The 17,402-nt window shown below is 68.9% G+C and carries 16 protein-coding genes; 6 read left to right on the top strand and 10 right to left on the bottom strand.

All coding sequences use genetic code 11. The features are described 5' to 3' along the window. Positions 1-215: 215 nt before the first annotated feature. A complete protein-coding gene (locus tag ACWDU1_RS04435; RefSeq protein ID WP_449995860.1) occupies positions 216-875 on the bottom strand; it encodes a YqgE/AlgH family protein in 660 nt (219 codons plus the stop codon). A gap of 127 nt (positions 876-1,002) precedes the next feature. Here ACWDU1_RS04435 and ACWDU1_RS04430 point away from each other — a divergent pair, with 127 nt between their 5' ends. Continuing rightward, positions 1,003-1,764, top strand: a complete 762-nt coding sequence (locus ACWDU1_RS04430) for a lysophospholipid acyltransferase family protein (RefSeq protein ID WP_449995859.1) — start codon at positions 1,003-1,005, stop codon at positions 1,762-1,764. Between the two features lie 19 nt (positions 1,765-1,783). Here ACWDU1_RS04430 and ACWDU1_RS04425 read toward each other — a convergent pair whose 3' ends face one another. From ACWDU1_RS04425 to ACWDU1_RS04415, 3 genes are all read right to left on the bottom strand, one after another. After that, positions 1,784-2,095, bottom strand: coding sequence for a GNAT family N-acetyltransferase (locus ACWDU1_RS04425; protein WP_449995858.1), 312 nt, complete (start codon positions 2,093-2,095; stop codon positions 1,784-1,786). Positions 2,096-2,159: 64 nt separating this feature from the next. Further along, positions 2,160-3,257 carry a zinc-binding dehydrogenase gene (locus ACWDU1_RS04420; RefSeq protein ID WP_449995857.1) on the bottom strand — a complete coding sequence of 366 codons (1,098 nt, stop codon included), beginning with the start codon at positions 3,255-3,257 and terminating at the stop codon, positions 2,160-2,162. A 135-nt stretch (positions 3,258-3,392) separates the two neighbouring features. Continuing rightward, on the bottom strand, positions 3,393-3,743 hold the full coding sequence (locus ACWDU1_RS04415) for a DoxX family protein (protein WP_449995856.1): 351 nt from the start codon (positions 3,741-3,743) through the stop codon (positions 3,393-3,395). Between the two features lie 161 nt (positions 3,744-3,904). On the opposite strand from ACWDU1_RS04415, the gene ACWDU1_RS04410 reads away from it, so the two are divergent. Continuing rightward, positions 3,905-4,360: a nitroreductase/quinone reductase family protein gene (locus ACWDU1_RS04410; protein ID WP_449995855.1), complete on the top strand. Its 456-nt coding sequence runs from the start codon at positions 3,905-3,907 to the stop codon at positions 4,358-4,360. 15 nt (positions 4,361-4,375) lie between these two features. Here ACWDU1_RS04410 and aroQ read toward each other — a convergent pair whose 3' ends face one another. Further along, complete coding sequence (gene aroQ, locus ACWDU1_RS04405; RefSeq protein WP_449995854.1) at positions 4,376-4,840, bottom strand: type II 3-dehydroquinate dehydratase; 465 nt, start codon at positions 4,838-4,840, stop codon at positions 4,376-4,378. Between the two features lie 310 nt (positions 4,841-5,150). On the opposite strand from aroQ, the gene ACWDU1_RS04400 reads away from it, so the two are divergent. Next, on the top strand, positions 5,151-6,824 hold the full coding sequence (locus ACWDU1_RS04400) for an NTF2-like N-terminal transpeptidase domain-containing protein (protein WP_449995853.1): 1,674 nt from the start codon (positions 5,151-5,153) through the stop codon (positions 6,822-6,824). A 60-nt stretch (positions 6,825-6,884) separates the two neighbouring features. Continuing rightward, positions 6,885-7,259, top strand: coding sequence for a DUF3054 domain-containing protein (locus tag ACWDU1_RS04395; protein WP_449995852.1), 375 nt, complete (start codon positions 6,885-6,887; stop codon positions 7,257-7,259). Positions 7,260-7,268: 9 nt separating this feature from the next. On the opposite strand, the gene ACWDU1_RS04390 is transcribed toward ACWDU1_RS04395, so the two are convergent. Together ACWDU1_RS04390 and ACWDU1_RS04385 are read right to left on the bottom strand one after the other, a co-directional pair. Next, the gene (locus ACWDU1_RS04390; RefSeq protein ID WP_449995851.1) at positions 7,269-8,381 is read right to left on the bottom strand and encodes a lysylphosphatidylglycerol synthase transmembrane domain-containing protein; all 1,113 of its coding nucleotides are present in this window, start codon (positions 8,379-8,381) and stop codon (positions 7,269-7,271) included. Between the two features lie 95 nt (positions 8,382-8,476). Beyond that, complete coding sequence (locus tag ACWDU1_RS04385) at positions 8,477-9,961, bottom strand: adenylate/guanylate cyclase domain-containing protein (protein WP_449995862.1); 1,485 nt, start codon at positions 9,959-9,961, stop codon at positions 8,477-8,479. 101 nt (positions 9,962-10,062) lie between these two features. Here ACWDU1_RS04385 and ACWDU1_RS04380 point away from each other — a divergent pair, with 101 nt between their 5' ends. Both ACWDU1_RS04380 and ACWDU1_RS04375 read left to right on the top strand, forming a co-directional pair. Further along, complete coding sequence (locus ACWDU1_RS04380; protein WP_449995850.1) at positions 10,063-11,364, top strand: AI-2E family transporter; 1,302 nt, start codon at positions 10,063-10,065, stop codon at positions 11,362-11,364. A gap of 76 nt (positions 11,365-11,440) precedes the next feature. Then, the gene (locus tag ACWDU1_RS04375) at positions 11,441-12,133 is read left to right on the top strand and encodes a DUF1707 SHOCT-like domain-containing protein (protein ID WP_449995849.1); all 693 of its coding nucleotides are present in this window, start codon (positions 11,441-11,443) and stop codon (positions 12,131-12,133) included. Between the two features lie 42 nt (positions 12,134-12,175). Here ACWDU1_RS04375 and ACWDU1_RS04370 read toward each other — a convergent pair whose 3' ends face one another. Genes ACWDU1_RS04370 through trmB form a run of 3 tightly spaced genes read right to left on the bottom strand, consistent with a single transcriptional unit; the run spans position 12,176 to position 17,298 of the window. Next, a complete protein-coding gene (locus ACWDU1_RS04370; protein ID WP_449995848.1) occupies positions 12,176-15,742 on the bottom strand; it encodes an MMPL family transporter in 3,567 nt (1,188 codons plus the stop codon). Beyond that, a complete protein-coding gene (locus ACWDU1_RS04365; RefSeq protein WP_449995847.1) occupies positions 15,743-16,471 on the bottom strand; it encodes an NYN domain-containing protein in 729 nt (242 codons plus the stop codon). Beyond that, positions 16,471-17,298: a tRNA (guanosine(46)-N7)-methyltransferase TrmB gene (trmB, locus tag ACWDU1_RS04360; protein ID WP_449995846.1), complete on the bottom strand. Its 828-nt coding sequence runs from the start codon at positions 17,296-17,298 to the stop codon at positions 16,471-16,473. The genes ACWDU1_RS04365 and trmB overlap by 1 nt, the downstream gene beginning before the upstream one ends. Positions 17,299-17,402 lie beyond the last annotated feature (104 nt).

Genomic DNA, 17,402 nt, shown 5'->3' with positions numbered 1-17,402 from the left:
CCAGCCGTTCACCCCGTTCACCGAAACGCTGCGCGGCCTGCTCATGGGCAGCGCCATCGGGAACAACGCGCTGATCTCGTTGGGCTGGTGCCTGGTGATCGGCGTGGGCGGGTTCTTCTGGTCGACCACGGTATTCCGTCGCCGGGGTCGCTGAACCGCCCGCCGCCACACCGGTCTCGTCGCTCGACGCGGCGGGACCGGTGTCGCCGCGCGGCTCAGTTGCGTTCTACCTCGATCGGGTGTGTGGCCAGTAGTGACAGCGGTAGCGGCTGGCGTCGCAGGACCGCCGCCCACATATCGGTGCGGCGCCCGGCGATCGGATCGCTGGGCAGTGCCGAGACCACGATCCAGTCGTCGTTGGCGAGTTCGCTGTCGAGCTGGCCGAACGTCCAGCCGGCGTATCCGGCGAAGATCCGCACCCCCTCGACCAGCGGGCCGATCCGATCCGGGTCGGCGTCGAGATCGACCAGCACCACCCGGCCGTCCACCCGGCGCAGACCCGGGACCCCGTCTATGGAGGACCCCACCCGGACCGTGCCCAGGCACAGGGCGGCGTCGCGTTTGACCGGTCCGCCGACGAACAAGGTGCGCGGCTGCGCGGACAGCTCGCTCCACTGCGGTAGCACATCGGTGACGGCGGTATCGCTGGGCCGGTTCAGCACCACGCCCAGGGTGCCGGCGTCGTTGTGTTCGATGATGTAGACGACGGTGCGGCGGAATGTTGGCTCGGCCAGCTCGGTCGAGGAAACCAGCAGCGTACCGGCTCGCACCACCTGTTCACCCTGCCGGTTTCCGCGACGACCAGGGTCGGGCTCCTGCCCACCACCGCGGCCGCCCCGGGTCTTGCGATCATCGGGGTCATCTGCCTGCGCCACCAGGCCATCATCGCAGTAATTGCCCGATCGCGCCGCTTTGATCACCCGTTCACTTCGTCCCGGGTTCGCGCGTGAGACGGTTCGCGGCCACCTGGACATACCGGCCCGGGCTCGTAGAGTCAGCCGTATGCGACACCCTGAGGTGCTCCTCGGCAACAGTGACGATGTTTACGATTTCTACCGCGCGCACCGGCAGAACCGGATCCAGGCGATGGGCGCCTACGCCCTGCTCGGCCGGCGCTACCGGCCCCGGATCAGCTATTCCGACGGCGCCCGCGCCGCGATCCGGGACCTGATCCGGGCCCGTACGCCGCTGCTGATCGCGGTCAATCACCTCTCCCGCCTGGATCCCTACACACTGGCCGCGGCGGCTTGGCGCAGCGAACTGCGCCCCATCATCGGCCGCACCCGGGTGCTGGCCAAGGACGAACTCTTCGAGGAAGAGAAACTGCGCCGCCGGATTGACATGATGGGCGGTATCCCGGTCTTCCGGAGCACCGATCACGGCCTGCGGGCGGTGAACGCGGCCGGTCAGCGGATGATGGATATCTGTGCCGAACGGCTGGCCGAGGGCGACAGCCTGGCCATCTTCCCGGAGGGCACCTGCAACGACGTGGACCAGGCCCGGGTGCAGCCGGTGGGTACCGGGATCGGGCATATCGCCTTCCGCGCCGGCAAGCTCGCCGCGGCGCCCGCACTGGTCTGCCTGGGGCTGAGCTACGGCAAACGCACCGATCCCGCCGCAGAACCCACCAAGGAAGAGGTGCGCTCGGCGAGCTTCCACTTCGCAATGCCGCGCACCGAACTTCCGGCCCGGCCCGCGGAGATCACCCGGGTGGTCAAGGAAGATCTGCAGCGGGCATTGGACGGCGCGGTGGCCGCGTACTGAGCACGGGCTCCGCGACCGTCTATTGCGGCAGGTCCAGGCGGTCGCGGGCCCAGTGCGGGACCATCCGCAGATATTGCGGCCGGGTCTCGATGAAATGCTGCACCACGCGGCACATCGGTAGCGCGCCGAGCCCGTCGGCGTAGGTCGCGCGCAGGGCCGCCTCGACCAGTTCGGCGGAATATCCCGGTCCATCGAAACGCGGGTCGATCTCGGTGTGGACGAACGCGCGTTCGTCGACGGTGTCCTGGTACTCGGTATAGCCCGCGACCTCGCCGTCGACCGTGATCTCGAAGCGTTCCAATGTGATGTTGTTGCGGACCTCCGTCGGCATGGCTCGACGTTACTCGCTCGGCCCGGAATTTTCCCTTTACACAGGACGTCACGCCACCTGCGCGTCAGCGCATCTCGATGATCGCGCGGCCGATGATCTCGCCACGGGACAGGGCCTGGTAGGCGGCGTCGGCTTCGGCCAGGGAGTAGCGGCGGGTGATCACTTCCTGGGGGCGCACCGTGTTCGCGGCGACCATCCGCAGCAGCGCGGGCATATCGGTACGGGCCTTGGCGCCGTAGGAGCCGCGGACCTGGAGTTTCCGGCGCACCAGGCGGGCCAGGTCGATTTCGCCGGTGGAACCCGCGGGGGCGATGCCGACCACCACCGCCCGGCCGCCGTCGTCGAGGATATCCAGTGCCGTGGCGAAGGTGGCGGCGTTGCCGAGCGCCTCGAACGCGATATCCACGCCGTGACCGCCGGTGAGTTCCCGCACCCGCGCCACCACGTCCTCGGTGCGGGAGTTCACCGTGTGGGTGGCGCCGAGTTTCGCCACTGCGGACAGTTTCTCGTCGCTGATATCCACGGCGATGATCTGGGCGACCCCGGCCGCGGCTGCGAACTGCACGATCGAGGAGCCGACGCCCCCGGCGGCGACCACGGCGATGCGGTCGCCCAGCCCGAGTTCGGCATTGTGGATCGCGCCGAGGGCGGTGAACGAACTGCAACCCAGGATGGACACCGCCTCGAGGCCCACTTCCGGCGGTACGGCGAAGACATCGGAGGCCGGCACCACGCAGTATTCGGCGAGCCCGCCCATCGAGTACATCGCCAGCGGCGAACCGTCGGCGCGGGCCAGCCGGGAGGTCCCGTCGTAGAGGGTGCCGTTCAACCGGTTGTGCGCGAAGAACTTCTCGCACAGGTCCTCGGCGCCGCGCACACAGTGCCGGCAATCGCCGCACGGCATGATGAAACTGCAGACCACGCTGTCACCGACCGCGATATTGTCCACGCCCGCGCCGAGTTGTTCGACCACGCCGGACACCTCGTGGCCCAGTACGGCGGGCGCCGGAAACTTCACCTCGGACTTGAGGACGTGCAGGTCGGTATGGCAGACCCCGCACGCACTGACCCGCAGCAGCACCTCGCCCCGCTGCGGGACGGGTACCGGGATGTCCTCGATGACCAGCCGGGGTTCGGTTCCGTGGAAAACTGCCGCCTGCACGCGTCTCTCCTCTGCCGTTCGTATCCGCGCACGCACCGTCGGGCGGGCGCCCGACCACCGTCTCAGAAATTCGGGCGCCCGGTACCCGGTTCGGCGAGCGGATCCGGGAGATACCCCGGTTCGCGTCCCCGGTGATCAGGCCGCGACGATGCCCAGACCGCCGGCGACGGCGACCGGGACGGCGTAGAGCAGCGGGTAGGGAATGTGTGAGTAGGCGTGGGCCCGCACGACCGTCAGCACCGCGCCCGCGAAGTACAGGACCAGCGCGGTCACCGAAACGACGGCGACCGCGGGGACGAAGAGCCCGGCCACGAGCCCGGCCGCGCCGGCGGCCTTGGCCCAGCCCAGCCACGGCCACCAGGTTTCGGGCACGCCGTAATCCCGCAGGTTGTCCACGACCCAGCCGGCGTGCAGTAGCAGCGCCCCGGCCGAGAAGGCGACCCAGGCGGCGGCGAAAAGGGTGACGACGGTGTAGGCGATCGACATCGGAACTCCTGTTGGCGAGGTCTCGCGGGGGGACACCTGGATGACGGTGCGGGCGGCGTGTTTGTGACACGACCCCAAATGGAGAGCACCGCTCTTGACATTGCCGCGGCGGGGTGCGATCGTTGTTCACAACAGAGAGCACCGCTCACAAGGAGAAGAAAATGACCGCCGCGACCCGCTACCTCGCCCCCACCGGCCTCGACCCGATCGTCAACCGGATCGTCAACATCCTGCCCAAGTTCGGGATCGGCATCGCCGGATCCCGGTTGCTGGCAGTGCGCGGCCGGAAATCCGGCGAATGGCGCAGCACCCTGGTGAATGTCATGACCGCGTCCGACGGGCAGCGCTATCTCGTCGCCCCGCGCGGGCACACCCAGTGGGTGCGCAATATCCGGGTGGTCGGCGGCGGCGAACTGCGTCTGGGCCGCAAGGTCGAGGCGTTCACGGCCGTCGAGATCGCCGACGCCGGCAAGGTGCCGCTGCTGCGGCTCTACCTGCAGCGCTGGGGCTGGGAGGTCGGGCGGTTCTTCGAGGGGATCACCAAGGATTCCACCGACGCGGAACTCGCCGGGATCGCGCCCGGATTCCCGGTCTTCCGGATCGAGCCCGCGGTCTGAGTGGTGCTGTCGCGCTCAGGCGCGGCGGGTGAGCAGGAATTCGATCGCGGCGGCGTATCCGAAGACGCCCATCCCGGCGACCACGGCGGCCGCGACGGGCGAGACATAGGAATGCCGGCGGAACTCCTCCCGGGCGTGGACGTTGCTGATGTGCACCTCGACGATCGGCACCTCGGGAATCACCAGCGCGTCCCGCAGCGATACCGAGGTGTGCGTCAGCCCGCCGGGATTGACGACGATCCCCGATACCGTGCCCCGGGCCTCGTGGATCCGGTCGATCAGCGCGCCCTCGTGATTCGACTGGAAATGCACGACCTCCCGGCCGTGCGCCGCGGCCGTCCGACGGCACAATTCGATTACATCCTCGAGCGTCTCGGACCCGTACACATCGGGTTGCCGGATACCGAGCGTGTTCAGATTCGGCCCGTTGAGGACCAGAATCGGGCTGCTCGAGGTTTGCGGAACGGCGCCTTCGGACATGGCAGCAACCCTACCGACACCTCACACGCGCGCCGAGGATTCTGAGCTACCGTGACGGGGTATCTCTTCGGGGACGGCGGACTTGCGGGGTAACACCGCACCGCCTCGGATCGATCGGTAGCGTAGCTTCGCCGGGTGTCCGCGGACGCGACGGTAAACGATCATGGTCCACTTTGCGCCGAGTTGGGTACGGCCACAACTACACACGGTGGGACCGGGTATGGTTTCGGGTTTGCGAGCACTCGCAAGCAGGCATTTTTCAGGTACGGTTGTCTTGTTACCGAAGTGACAAGAGTGAAGAGTGGGCGACATGGATGTGTGGGGATCCCGCCGCTTTCGCTTCCGGGGCGCTCTTGCCCTTACGGGGGTGGCGGCTTTGGTAATAGCGCTGGGATCATGCGGGACCGGGTCCGAGTCGACCGGTCCCGAGGCAGTCGTCGACCAATTCACGGAATTGCTCGACGAACGCGACCACGCCGGGGCCGCGGAACTCACCTCATACCCCTCGGCCGCTTCGGCAACCCTGGAGCAAATGTTCGACGGCCTGGAATCGGGCACCGTCGATTACGAGAAATCGCAATTCATCGGGCTGGACGCGGAATCGGGCATCTTCAGCCTCGACGTCCACTGGAACTTCGGGGAGCGCAAGGACTGGTCCTACGGACTGGAAGGGACCATCCGCAAACTCTCCAACGGCTGGAAGATCTCCTGGGACCCCTCGGTGGTCATGCCGCAGCTCGCGCACAACCGCACCGTGCAGCTCGTGCGCACCACACCGGAACCGGCCCCGCGCGTCGTCGACAACATCGGTAAACCGCTGATGACCCAGCAGCCCATCAACGTCATCCAGCTCGATCCCGCGAAGATGCCGGATGTCGGCCGTTCCACCGACGACCTGGCCCGGGCCATCGAACCGGTGGCGCCGCTGATCACCGGCGCGACGCTGCGCGACAAACTGGCGCAGGCGGGCGGGAAACCGATCACCGCGGTCAGCCTGCGCGAAGGCGATTTCGCGATCCTGGAACCGGAGATGGCGCCCATCCCGGGTGTGGTGATGAAGAAGGAGCCGCGGCTCATCGTCTCCGACCGCCGCGTGTTCTCCCCGATTCTGGACGCCATGCACAACGTCTGGGAGGAAAGCCAGGACAAGCATTCCGGCTGGGGTGTGCAGCTGTTCGAGAACGGGCAATTCGTCAAACAGCTGGCCGGGTACCAGGGTCCGGCCGGCCCCGATATCGCCGGAACGCTGGACCAGCGGTTACAGCGGGCCGCCGAGGACGCGGTGGTCAGCGTGGGTTCCCCGGCCTCGATCGTGGTCACCCAGCCCTCCACCGGCGCCGTGGTGGCGGTAGCGCAGAACAACTACTCCAGTGCGCAGGGGCCGGTCGCCTTCACCGGGCTCTACCCGGCGGGCGGTGCCATGGACCTGTTCCGGGTCGCGGCCGGGGCCGCCAAGGGCAAGGCCCCCAAGGATGTCTCCGAACAGGAGGCCGTGGAGGCCGCGGCGATGCTGGGCGTCGGGGTGGACTTCCGGGTGCCGGGCCTGGAGGAGGTGACCGGGCGCCCGGCGGGCGCCGGGGGCGCCGAACCGGTGCGCCAGGGCGGCGGATCGGATGCGCTGCTGGTGAGCCCGTTCGGGATGGCGATCGCGGCGGCCACCATCGCAAACGGCACACTGCGCACTCCGATGATCGAACGCGGCCGCCCGGGTGAAACCGACGCTCCCGTCGGGCCCTTGCAGCCGCCCGTCGGCGATGCGCTGCGCGGCGCGCTGCGCGACGGGATGAACGCACCGCAGCTGGCGCGGTTGCGCGGATTCCGCGATGTCGTCGGCTACTCGGCCAAGGCCGGTGACGACGGCTGGCTCATCGCCGGCATGGGTGACCTTTCGTTCGCGATCCATATCGCCGATGTCGACAGCGGCGATATGGTCGTCCGGATGGGCGAGCGGATGCTGCAGGCCTTCGCGAAACCCGACGAGTGACCCGGCGGGTGCGGCGGGGGACCCGATCCGAGTCCGGGGCCGGCCACTAGGCTGCACCGGGTGAGAAGGTTCGGGCCGATCGCCGCCGATGCGCTGCTCGTGGTGCTGTTCTGTGCCATCGGGCGCCGAAGTCACGACGAGGCGGTGCTCACCGGTCTGTTGCATACCGTCTGGCCGTTCGCGACCGGGCTGGCGGTCGGGTGGATCCTGGTCGTACTGCGGGCTCGCCGCGCCTCGGGTACCGAACCGTTCGACGCCACCCGGCTGTGGCCCGCCGGCATCCTGATCTGGCTGAGCACACTGGTCGTCGGGATGCTGCTGCGAGTGGTCTCGGGGCAGGGGACGGCCGTGAGTTTCATAGTGGTGGCGGCGCTGGTCCTGGCGCTGTTCCTGCTCGGCTGGCGCGGCGCGGTCCGGGCGCTGCGCCGGCGCTGATACGCCGCCTCACCCGTTGCGCCGGGTGAACTCCTTCTCGTACTCGTCGTCCTCGGCATTGCGGGTGCGGAACAGGAACGCGAAGACGATCCAGCCGATGATCGCGATCAGTACGAAGCTCACCAGCCGGTAGACGAACGCGGCGGCCACGGCCTGCGCCGCGGGCAGACCGGCGGCCGCGGTGAGACCGTAGATCAGCGTCGCGTCGACGTAGACGATGCCGCCCGGCGCGAACGGTATGGATCCCACGGCTTTCCCCGCGGCGAACGCGATCAGCAGACCGGCCCAGCGGGGGTCGCCGCCGATGGCGTAGCAGGCCGCCCCCAGACACGCGACATCGGCGATCCGGTGCACCACCGCCCACCAGGTGACCCACGCGCCGTCGCGGGTGCCCAGGTCCACCGTCTCCACCTGGGCGAGCATTTCCCGGACCTTATCGGCGCCGGCCTCGGCCGGACGTTTGCGCAGCCGGTTGACCAGTGCGAGCCCGCGCCGCAGCACCCCCTCGAGCGTGCCCGGATGCCGCGACGCGTAGTTGCCCGCCCACACCAGCGCCACCACGCCCGCCACCGACAGGACCAGCTTCACCGGACCCACCTCGCCGCCCGCGAGTACGGTGCCCAGGACGCCGAGCAGGGCCAGGCCCACGGCCGACACCACACCGGAGAACACCAGCTGCCAGGAGGCCACCACCGGACTGGCGCCCCAGCGCCGGGTCTGCCGGTAGGTGAACGCGGTGGAGAAGACCTGGCCGGCCGGCAGCGTCACCGACATGGCGGTGGCGCCGTAGACCACCGCGACCGACCGGTGCTGGCTCACCTCGACGCCGCCGGCCCGCAGCAATTGTTTCTGGACGTGCCCGAATCCGGTCATCGACAGCATTTGCAGCGCGATACAGGCCGCCACCCAGCCCCAATGGATTTCGGTGAGTTTGCGCCACGATTCGTGCAGCCGTGGCCACAGGTAGAAGGCCTCGCCGACCAGAAGCAGCAGGACGACGGTGACGACCAGGTATTTGACCCAGCGGAATCTGCGCCGGCGATTCTCCCGGGATGGGGAATCGGGGGTGTTCTCGGCCGGAGACACGGCAGCGGTATCCGCTCTATCACCGTTGGCCGTCACGGGGCCAGCCTAGTGGACACGACCAGCGCAAGTCCGTAGCGTCCCCGTTCCGCCGCGCCAAGGGGGGTAGCTCCGCGGTCCCTGAGGTGCGGCGATCAGCCCTGGTCGGGCGTGGTGTCGGGCCAGGACAGCCGGGTCTTGCGGCGGCGGCCGCGCAGCTGCACCTCCTCACCCGCGACCCAGCGCCGCTGTTCGCTTTCCTCGGCGAAATACAGGGCCGACCCGGAGGCGAGCACCCGGCCCGGATGATCCTTTGCGAGTTCGGTGAGCCGGGACGCCTCGTTCACCGGATCTCCGATGACGGTGTATTCGAAACGATTCGCCGCACCGATATTCCCCGCGACCGCGAGTCCCGCCGAAACACCGATACCGATATCGAGCCCGGAAATCGAGCGCAATGCCTCGCGCAGATCCCGCGCGGCCGCCAGGGCCGCGGTCGGGGCGTCCGGCCGGTCGAGCGGGGCGCCGAATATCGCGAGGGCGGCATCGCCCACGAATTTGTTGACGAACCCGTGGTGGTAATCGATCACATCGACCACCACCCGGAAGAATTCGTTGAGCAGGCTGACGACCTCGGTCGGCGGATGTTCGGCGGCGGTGGCGGTGGAGCCGACCATATCCACGAACAGCACGGCCACGAACCGGGTCTCTCCGCCGAGTTCGGTGCCGTAGTCGAGGGCGCGCTGGGCCACTTCGGCGCCGACATGCTGGCCGAACAGTTCCTGCAGGCGCTGCCGGCTGGCCGCCTCCTCCATCATGCGGTTGAAACCGACCTGCAGCAGCCCGATCTCGCTGCCGTCGAACACCTCGACCTGCACATCGCGGGCGCCGTTCTGCACCTGGTCGATGGCCTGGCTGAGCTGGCGGACCGGATCGGAGATGCTGGAAGCCGTGAGCATCGACAGCGCCAATGCCTGCATGATCACCACCCCGCACAGCAGCAGGATCGAAACCGCCAGCGACTGTGCCGAGAATTTGACGTCCGAGGAGATCTGGGTCACGCACAGCAGCACGATGGCGATGGTCGGGGCGAATGTGCCCATTCCCCAGGTCATGGCCATCCGGGTGCCCACGCCCGGAGTGAGGGTGTGATCGAAGCGGCCCGCGGTCAGCGCCTCGGCCGCGACCGGTCGCAGAATGCGCTCGCCGAGCATATAGGTGAAACCGAACACGATGGTCGCGGCCATACATTCGCTGACGATCACGGTCGCGGCCAGTGCCGCGGTCTCCGAGATGATGTAGGCGCCCAGGATGCCGCCGCCGAGTATCCACAAGGCCAGATGCAGGATCGCCTGCCGCAGGGGGGCATGCAGCGCCGCCATCTGCTCCTGCCGGCTCGGCGGGCCACCCCGCACCTGCCAGCGCATCACCGGTCGCAGCATCAGCGCCGAAGCGGCCAGGCTCAGCACACCGCCGGTCAGGAAGACGACGGCCGGCAACAACAGGCCGACCTCGCGGGCGCCGGGCTCCTGCCCTTCGGGCACCGGCAACCCGTATTGGATGAACGCCCACACCAGTACCGCGCCGAACGCGTTCGCGAGCAGCATCGAGGTCAGGTACAGGGGCCAGCGCGTATGCATGGTCTGTCTGACCGCTTCCAATGGCGCTGACACGTGTACCAATCTAGCGTCCGGCGCCGACGCCCCGATGCTCCCGGGTTCGGGGGTTAGGCTCGCCCTCGATGACAGAGCCGAAACCCACCGCCGCCGACGCCGTGCACCCGATCGTCCGCCAGACCGCCGAATGGGCATGGCGACTGCTGGTGATCTTCGCCTTGGTGGGGGTGCTGGCGGCGGCGGTCCGGCGCCTGGACACCGTCGTGATCCCGCTGTCGATCGCGATGCTCGCGGCGGCGCTGCTGGCCCCGCTGGTGGACTGGATGCAGCGGCGCGGACTGCCGCGCGGGCTCGGCGTGTTCGTCGCGATGGTCGGTTCGCTGGGGCTGGTGGCCGGGGTGGTCACCTTCGTCGTCGAACAGTTCGTGGTCGGCGTGCCGCAGCTGTCCGACGAGTTCACCAACAGCATCCACCAGGTGCAGGACTGGCTCATCAACGGGCCGATGCATCTGAGCGACGAGCAGATCCGCAATGCCGGTGACGCGGCGGTCCGCGCCATCCAATCGAATCAGGACACGCTCACCAGCGGCGCCCTCACCACCGCGACGATGATCGGGCATATCCTCACCGGCACCTTCCTGACCCTGTTCATCCTGATCTTCTTCCTCTACAGCGGGTACCAGATCTGGGAATTCATCACCCGGATCGTGCCGCGCCCGCATCGCGAACGGGTGCGCACCGCGGGGGAGCTCGGGTTCGGTTCGCTGGTGGGTTTCGTGCGGGCCACCGTCGCGGTGGCCGCCGTCGACGCGATCGGTATCGGCGCCGGGCTTGCCCTGCTGGGCGTCCCGCTGGCACTGCCGCTGGCCTCCCTGGTGTTCATCAGCGCGTTCATCCCCATCATCGGCGCCTTCCTGGCGGGTTTCGTGGCCGTGTTCATCGCCCTGGTAACCAAGGGATTGGTCACCGCGCTGATCGTGCTGGGAATCATCGTGGCCGTGATGCAGCTCGAGGGGCATGTGCTGCAACCGTTGCTGCTCGGGCGGGCCGTGCGGATTCATCCACTGGCGGTGGTGGTGGCCATCGCGGCGGGCGTGGTGCTCGGTGGTATCGCGGGCGGTCTGCTGGCGGTACCGCTGGTCGCGGTGCTGAACACGGCGATCAGGTCGCTGCTCGCCGACGATCCGGAGGAACTGCTCGCCGAACTGACGCCGGACGGCAAGGGTATCTATGTGGCCGAGCCGGATTCGCCCGAGCCGGACGGTGACCCCGCGTCCGGAGACGCGGAGGGCACCGGCAGGTTCGATCTCGCCGGACTGCTCGCGGGCGCACAGCGCCGGCTCCCCATGCCCCGGACGGGCGAAGGCGACGGTGCGCGGCCGGAGCCGCCCGTGGATCCGGCGGAACCCGGTGACAAGCCGGGGTGAGGACGGCCCGGAGAACCTGCCGCATCCGGGAATGCCCTGATGCGGGATCCGGGCGGAGCTGGGTAATCTCGGTCCTATGAACGGCCCCGATCCGGTTTTCGACGGTGCGGGTTCCGGCGGCCAGGTCGGCAACCGGGACCTGCGTGTTTCCGATGCGGAACGGGAGCACGTGGGCGAACTGCTGCAGCGCGCGGTCGGGCTGGGAATGCTGTCGCTGGGGGAGTTCACCGAGCGGATGGATACCGCGCTGGCCGCCAAGACCCGCGGTGAACTGAACGCGGTGCTCATCGATCTGCCCGGAGTGCGGCTCATCGGCGAACCTCCCACCGTCCGGCCACCCGGGCACACCCGGCCGATTCCGCAGCCGCGTCCCGTGGGGGCGCAACTGTCGAGCGTGGTGCAGGGCGGGGCCATCCGGCCGCGGATGTCGGGGGTGAACCGGCGGGGCAACTGGCAGGTCGCGCCGCTGTTGCACGTGAACAGCTGGCTGTCCGGTGTGACCCTGGACTTCACCCAGGCGGTGATGACCACCCAGGTGGTGGAGATCCGCGTCGACGACTACGCCAGTTCACTGACCCTGATCGTTCCGCAGGAGGCCACCGTCGATCTGGACGGCCTGGAGCTGGTCGGGTCGAGCGTCAACAACAAGGTGCGCAGCGGTCCCCCGATCGGTCCGCTGCATCTGCTGGTGCACGGGCGGGTCCGGTTCGGGTCGGTCACCGCCAAACAACCTTTCATGGCGAACTGGCGCCGGCTGCTGGGGCACTGATCGCGGCGCCGCCGTCCGATCACCGAGGGCGGCCCGCGTTCGTCAGTCCTGCTCGCGTCGGCGCAGCAGTTCGTTCACGCTGACCGACCGGCCCTCGTTCTGCTGGTGCCGGCCGGTGTCGTCGCCGGGGGTACCGGCCTGCTGACGTCGTGCCGAACGCAGCCCGGCCATCCAGGATTCGATGCTGTTGCGTTCCCGGCCGTCCGGATTCTGCTGTGCCTGCGGGGAACCCGCGGACTGCTCCGCGAGACTGTCCGGCCGCGCCGCCGGAGGCGCGGGCCGCTGCGCGGGCCGGGTCGGTGGTTCGGGCAGCGGATACCGGCCCGGCATCTCCGGCGGCTGGGCTCCCGGGACGCGCCGGGGAAGTTCGGGCAACCCGGAGGCCGGTCCGGCCGGGTTCGCGCCGGGATTGGATACCCGCGGCAGCGGACGGGGTTGTGAACCCTGGTCCTGGGGCGAGCGGGGATCCTGCTGTCCTGGAGCCGGAGCCGGCCCGGTACGCCGCGGCGGTGCCGGCGGTCGGCGCAGACCCTGGTCGGGTCCGGCGCCGGCGGGTTGCGGGCCGGGCCGGGCCGGAGCACGCCCTTCGGGCGCGGGCGGGCGCGGTGGTATCGGCCTGGCCGGGCCGGCGGGCCGGCCCGGCTGTTGCGGCGTACCCTCCGGCGGCGCTTGGCGGGCGCCGCCGAGGCGGGCCTGCTGCGGAGTCGGCGGTACCGGCAGCTGATCGGCCGCACCCGGATACACGGTGCGGCCACCGGCGTTCGGCCCGTCGTCCTCGTCGGTCGGTTCGGAGGCGAACATCCCGCGCAGGGTGGGTGTCGCGAAACCCGGCCGGCCGGTGGGCGGCCCGGCCGGCGGCCGACTGCCCGGCGCGGTGCGCTCCGGGGCGTGCGGCCCGCTGCGGCCCGGCGCCTGCGAGCCGGGTTGATTCGGCGGCCCGGATCGGCCCGGTGCGGGCGGACCGGGTTGGCCGGGGGCCGGTGGCCTGGGAGGATTCGGGCCGGTGGGGCCGGATTGTGGTCCGCCGCGCCCCATCCGGGAATTCTCGTCGAACGGTTGCGGTCCGCGGGCGGGCGGCCGGGGACCTTCGCCCGGCCGGGGGCCACGGCCCGCGGCCGGCGGACCCTCGCCCCGGCCGGAATCGCCGGCTCCCGGCGGATTCGCGCGCGGGCGGGTCGGATCGGGCGGGGTCGGCATCGGCTGCGGGGGCGCCGCGGGCGCCGGATCCTCCGACCGTGGCTTGTCGCCGCCCTTGCGGCCGCCCTTCGACAGGGCTTCGAGATGTGTGGTGGGTGCGGCCGCTTCGATCTCCTCGCGCGAGCGCTTGAGCACCGGGGTCCTGCGCTGCTTCTCCGAAGCCAGCGCAGGCATGGTCATGGTGACCGGATCGGTGACCGGCGTGGTTTTCACGAGGTCGACCAGATCGCCGCCGCCGGGACGTTCGTCGGCGAGAATCGGCTCACCCAGCCCGATCCGCTGCTGGATCCGTTTCATCCAGGCCGGTGCCCACCAGCAGTCGTCGCCGAGCAGTTTCATGGTCGCCGGGACGAGCAGCATGCGCAGGATGGTCGCGTCGATGATGAGCGCCGCGATCATGCCGTAGGCGATGTACTGCATCATCACCAGATCGGAGAACGCGAACGCGCCGGTGACCACGAGCAGGATCAGCGCGGCGGCGGTGATGATGCGCCCGGTATGCGCGGTGCCGATCCGTACCGCCTCCGTGGTCGAGGCGCCCTGGGCCCGGGCCTCCACCATCCGTGAAAGCAGGAAGACCTCGTAGTCGGTGGACAGGCCGTAGATGATCGCGATGATCAGCACCAGCACCGGCGACATGATCGGCTGCGGGGTGAAATTGAGCAGACCCGCCCCGTGACCGTCGATGAATATCCAGGTCAGAATGCCCAGCGTCGAGCCGAGGCCGAGCACGCTCATCAGGGCCGCCTTGATGGGCAGCACCAGGGACCCGAATGTCAGGAACATCAGCACGGTGGTGACCAGCAGCACCACGGCGATCATCAGTGGGATCCGGTCGACCAGCGCGTCGATACTGTCGCCCTGGAGCGTCGGCTGCCCGCCGACCAGCATCGTCACCCCGTCCGGGACCTCGATCGCGCGCAGATAGTCCACGGTCGGCCGGTAGTCGTCGGAGTCCAGGAGCGTGGCCTCGGTGCGGTACACGTCCGGGCGGTTCGGGGATTGTGCCGGCACCGCGAAACCACCGGCATCGGCCAGGCCGGGCGCCTTGTCGATCTCCTTCAGGATCTTGCCGATGGAGGAGCTCTTCTCGCTGATGAAGATCAGCTGGATGGGGTCGGATTGGCGCAGCGGGAAGGTCTGGTCGAACTCCTCTTGCGCGATCCGGACGGCGGCGTCGGGCGGGAGGTACTTCTCGCTCATACCGCCGAAGGCCAGATTCTTCACCGGAATGATCAGCAGCAGCAGCCCGACGCAGATCGGGATGGCGATCTTGAGCGGATGCCGCATGACCCAGGTGGTGATCCGGCCCCAGATACTGGACTCGACCTCCTCCGCGGATTTGGTCTTGCGCATCTTCTTGAAGCTGAGCATGTCCACGCGCCGGCCCAGCACACCGAGCATGGCCGGAAGCAGGGTGATCGAGGCGAGTGCGGCCACGGCGACGGTGGCGATGGTGCCGTAGGCCATGGATTTCAGGAAGCCCTGCGGGAAGAGCAGCAGGCCGCCCAGGCTGGCGATGATCATGGTCGCCGAGAACACGACGGTCCGTCCGGCGGTTTGTACCGAACGCCGGACCGCGGCCGCGGTGTCGTAACCCTCGGCCAGTTCCTCTCTGAACCGGCTGACGATGAACAGCCCGTAGTCGATGGCCAGGCCCAGGCCGATCATCGACACCACGGCGCCGACGAAGGTGTTCACCTCGGTGAACTTCGTGACCATCATCAGGATGCCGTTCGCGGCGAGGATGGTCAGACCGCCCACGATCAGCGGGAGACCGGCGGCCACCACACCGCCGAAGATGAAGAACAGCAGTACGCCGACCGCCGGGATGGCGAGGAGTTCCATCCGCTTCGTATCGTGCGCCATGGTGTCGTTGAGCGTGCCCGCCACCGGCTGCAGGCCCGCGACCTGGACGTCCACCCCGTCGATGAAGAAGACGTCTTTCACTTCGCGGTAGTTGCGGACCATCTCGTCGTCGTTGTCGCCGACGATCGCGACGGAGGCGAAGGTCTTCGTCTTGTCCTTGGAACCGAATACCGCGGGCGAAGCGTCGCCGGTCTCGGTGTCCCAATACGCGCCCTTCACCCGGGCGATCTGCTCCGGGTGTTCCTTGGGGAGCCGATTCAGGTTGTCGACGATCTTGTCCCGGAACGCGGGATCGGAATCGATCGTCTGCCCCTCGGGCGCGGTGTACAGCACCAGCACATCCGCGTCATGATTGCGGCCGAACGCCTCGTCGGAGATCTCGGCCGCCTCGACCGATTCCGAACCCGGATCGAACAACCCGCTGGAGCTGAGGTGATCCGCCAGCCCGAGACCGTAGGCGCCGAAGGCAAGCATGCCCCCGACAACCACTCCGATAACGGCGAAACGCAGTCGATAGACCAGATCGCCCCAGCGGGTGAACACTTAAGCGACTCCTTGTGCGGGGCGAGAGGTGAGCAGCGCCGACAGCGGCCGGAACGGCTGCAGCCAGGCACCCTCGTCGGGCAACGAGTCGAGGCTCACCCGGGGAAGCGGTTCACGGAATACTCCCGGGATGTCCTCGAGGTCGACGAATTCGAGGGTATCGGATGTTACGGCCCAACTCGCGTGCTCGCGGAAGCCGAGTACCTGAACCGGAATGCCCTCGGTCGCCAGTTGCTCGAGCGGTTCCCGGAACGCCTGGCCGTCGGCCGAGGCCACGATGATCCCGGCCAGCCCGGCGCCTCGGGTGCGCTGCTCGATATGGCCGAGCATATCGGAGTCGACGTCGGAGTCCTCGTCGATCTTGGGCTTGGCGAATACGGCATATCCGACATTGCGCAGTGCCTCGACCCACGGCCGCACCACATCGGCGGTACCGGGCGCGATATTGGTGAACACGGTCGCTTCCGGCTCCACCCGCTGCTTCTCGCCGGCGGACAGTTCCGCCGTGCGCGCCAGCAACCAGCGGCCGAGCGCGTCGAAGCGCGGACGATAGGCGGCGGTCGGGCGGCCGCCGAGAATGGCGCCCAGACCCATATCCAGGTTCGGTGCGTCCCAGACCAGCAGAACCCGCCGTAATCCGTCCGCGTCGGCTCCGGCCGTCTCGCCGCCGGATTCGTGCAGACTTCCGGCAACATCGTCGCCGGCCGGGGCCATCTCACTGACGCTCATCATTCGATCTTGCCCCATATGAACTCGTTGATCGCGCTACCGGCGCGATGTGCCTTGCTCTCGAACTTGGTGACCGGACGTTCGAATCCGATCGGCGCCGAATCGCGGTGCTCGGCGCTCACCCCGCCGGTCGTCTCGTTCAGGCCGGTCAGCCGGGGTTCGGCCGCACCCACCTCGGCGATGTGCTCGGCATAGCCGGCGTGGTCGGTGGCGACGTGCAACACACCTCCGGGCCGCAAGCGGTCGGCGATCAGCGCCACGGTCGCCGGTTGCAGCAGCCGGCGCTTGTGGTGACGGGCCTTGGGCCAGGGGTCCGGGAAGAACACGCGTACCCCGGTCAGCGACCCGGGAGCAATCATGTTCTCCAGCACATCTACCGCATCGCCGCGGAGCAGCCGGATATTACCGATCTCCTCGCGTTCGATCCGCTGCACGAGTTGTGCCAATCCCGGCTGGTAGACCTCGATGCCGATCAGGTCGATATCCGGTTCGGCCTGCGCCATCGCCGCCGTCGCGGTACCGGTTCCGCAGCCGATCTCGATGACCAGTGGTGCGTGCCGGCCGAACCAGGCGTCGGTGTCCAACGGTTCGTCCGCGACTTCCCGGCCGATCACCGGCCAGGTGCGGTCCCAGGATTTCTGCTGATTCGGGGTGAGCGCGCCGCGCCGGGAGCGGAAACTGGTGACCCGCGGGTAGAGCCGCGATCCGGCGCCCAGCCGCCGCGGATTCGCGGCGCCGGCGGAGCCGCCCGCGTCCGCCGTCACCGCGACGGGAACGGATTCGGAGCTGGGGTGCACGGCGTCGTTCACAGCCCTATTGTCCCGCATGCCCGACTGTGGCCCGCAGCGGACCGCCGGGGGCCTACCGGTTGGTAGGACGAGACCGGTCTGCACCCGGCGCGCCCGGGGCGGTCTTCTGACAGAATGCGCAC

The organism is Nocardia sp. NPDC003345, from assembly GCF_053589395.1.
The sequence above is the reverse complement of the archived record's forward strand: the minus strand, read 5'-3'. Positions and strand labels throughout refer to the sequence as shown.

Excerpts from the sequence above, each read along its gene's own strand:
- ACWDU1_RS04430 (WP_449995859.1), top strand. The coding sequence starts at position 1,003 with ATGCGACACCCTGAGGTGCTCCTCGGCAACAGTGACGATGTTTACGAT.
- ACWDU1_RS04425 (WP_449995858.1), bottom strand. The coding sequence starts at position 2,095 with ATGCCGACGGAGGTCCGCAACAACATCACATTGGAACGCTTCGAGATC.
- ACWDU1_RS04415 (WP_449995856.1), bottom strand. The coding sequence starts at position 3,743 with ATGTCGATCGCCTACACCGTCGTCACCCTTTTCGCCGCCGCCTGGGTC.
- ACWDU1_RS04410 (WP_449995855.1), top strand. The coding sequence starts at position 3,905 with ATGACCGCCGCGACCCGCTACCTCGCCCCCACCGGCCTCGACCCGATC.
- aroQ (WP_449995854.1), bottom strand. The coding sequence starts at position 4,840 with ATGTCCGAAGGCGCCGTTCCGCAAACCTCGAGCAGCCCGATTCTGGTC.
- ACWDU1_RS04400 (WP_449995853.1), top strand. The coding sequence starts at position 5,151 with ATGGATGTGTGGGGATCCCGCCGCTTTCGCTTCCGGGGCGCTCTTGCC.
- ACWDU1_RS04385 (WP_449995862.1), bottom strand. The coding sequence starts at position 9,961 with ATGCATACGCGCTGGCCCCTGTACCTGACCTCGATGCTGCTCGCGAAC.
- ACWDU1_RS04380 (WP_449995850.1), top strand. The coding sequence starts at position 10,063 with ATGACAGAGCCGAAACCCACCGCCGCCGACGCCGTGCACCCGATCGTC.
- ACWDU1_RS04375 (WP_449995849.1), top strand. The coding sequence starts at position 11,441 with ATGAACGGCCCCGATCCGGTTTTCGACGGTGCGGGTTCCGGCGGCCAG.
- ACWDU1_RS04365 (WP_449995847.1), bottom strand. The coding sequence starts at position 16,471 with ATGAGCGTCAGTGAGATGGCCCCGGCCGGCGACGATGTTGCCGGAAGT.
- trmB (WP_449995846.1), bottom strand. The coding sequence starts at position 17,298 with ATGCGGGACAATAGGGCTGTGAACGACGCCGTGCACCCCAGCTCCGAA.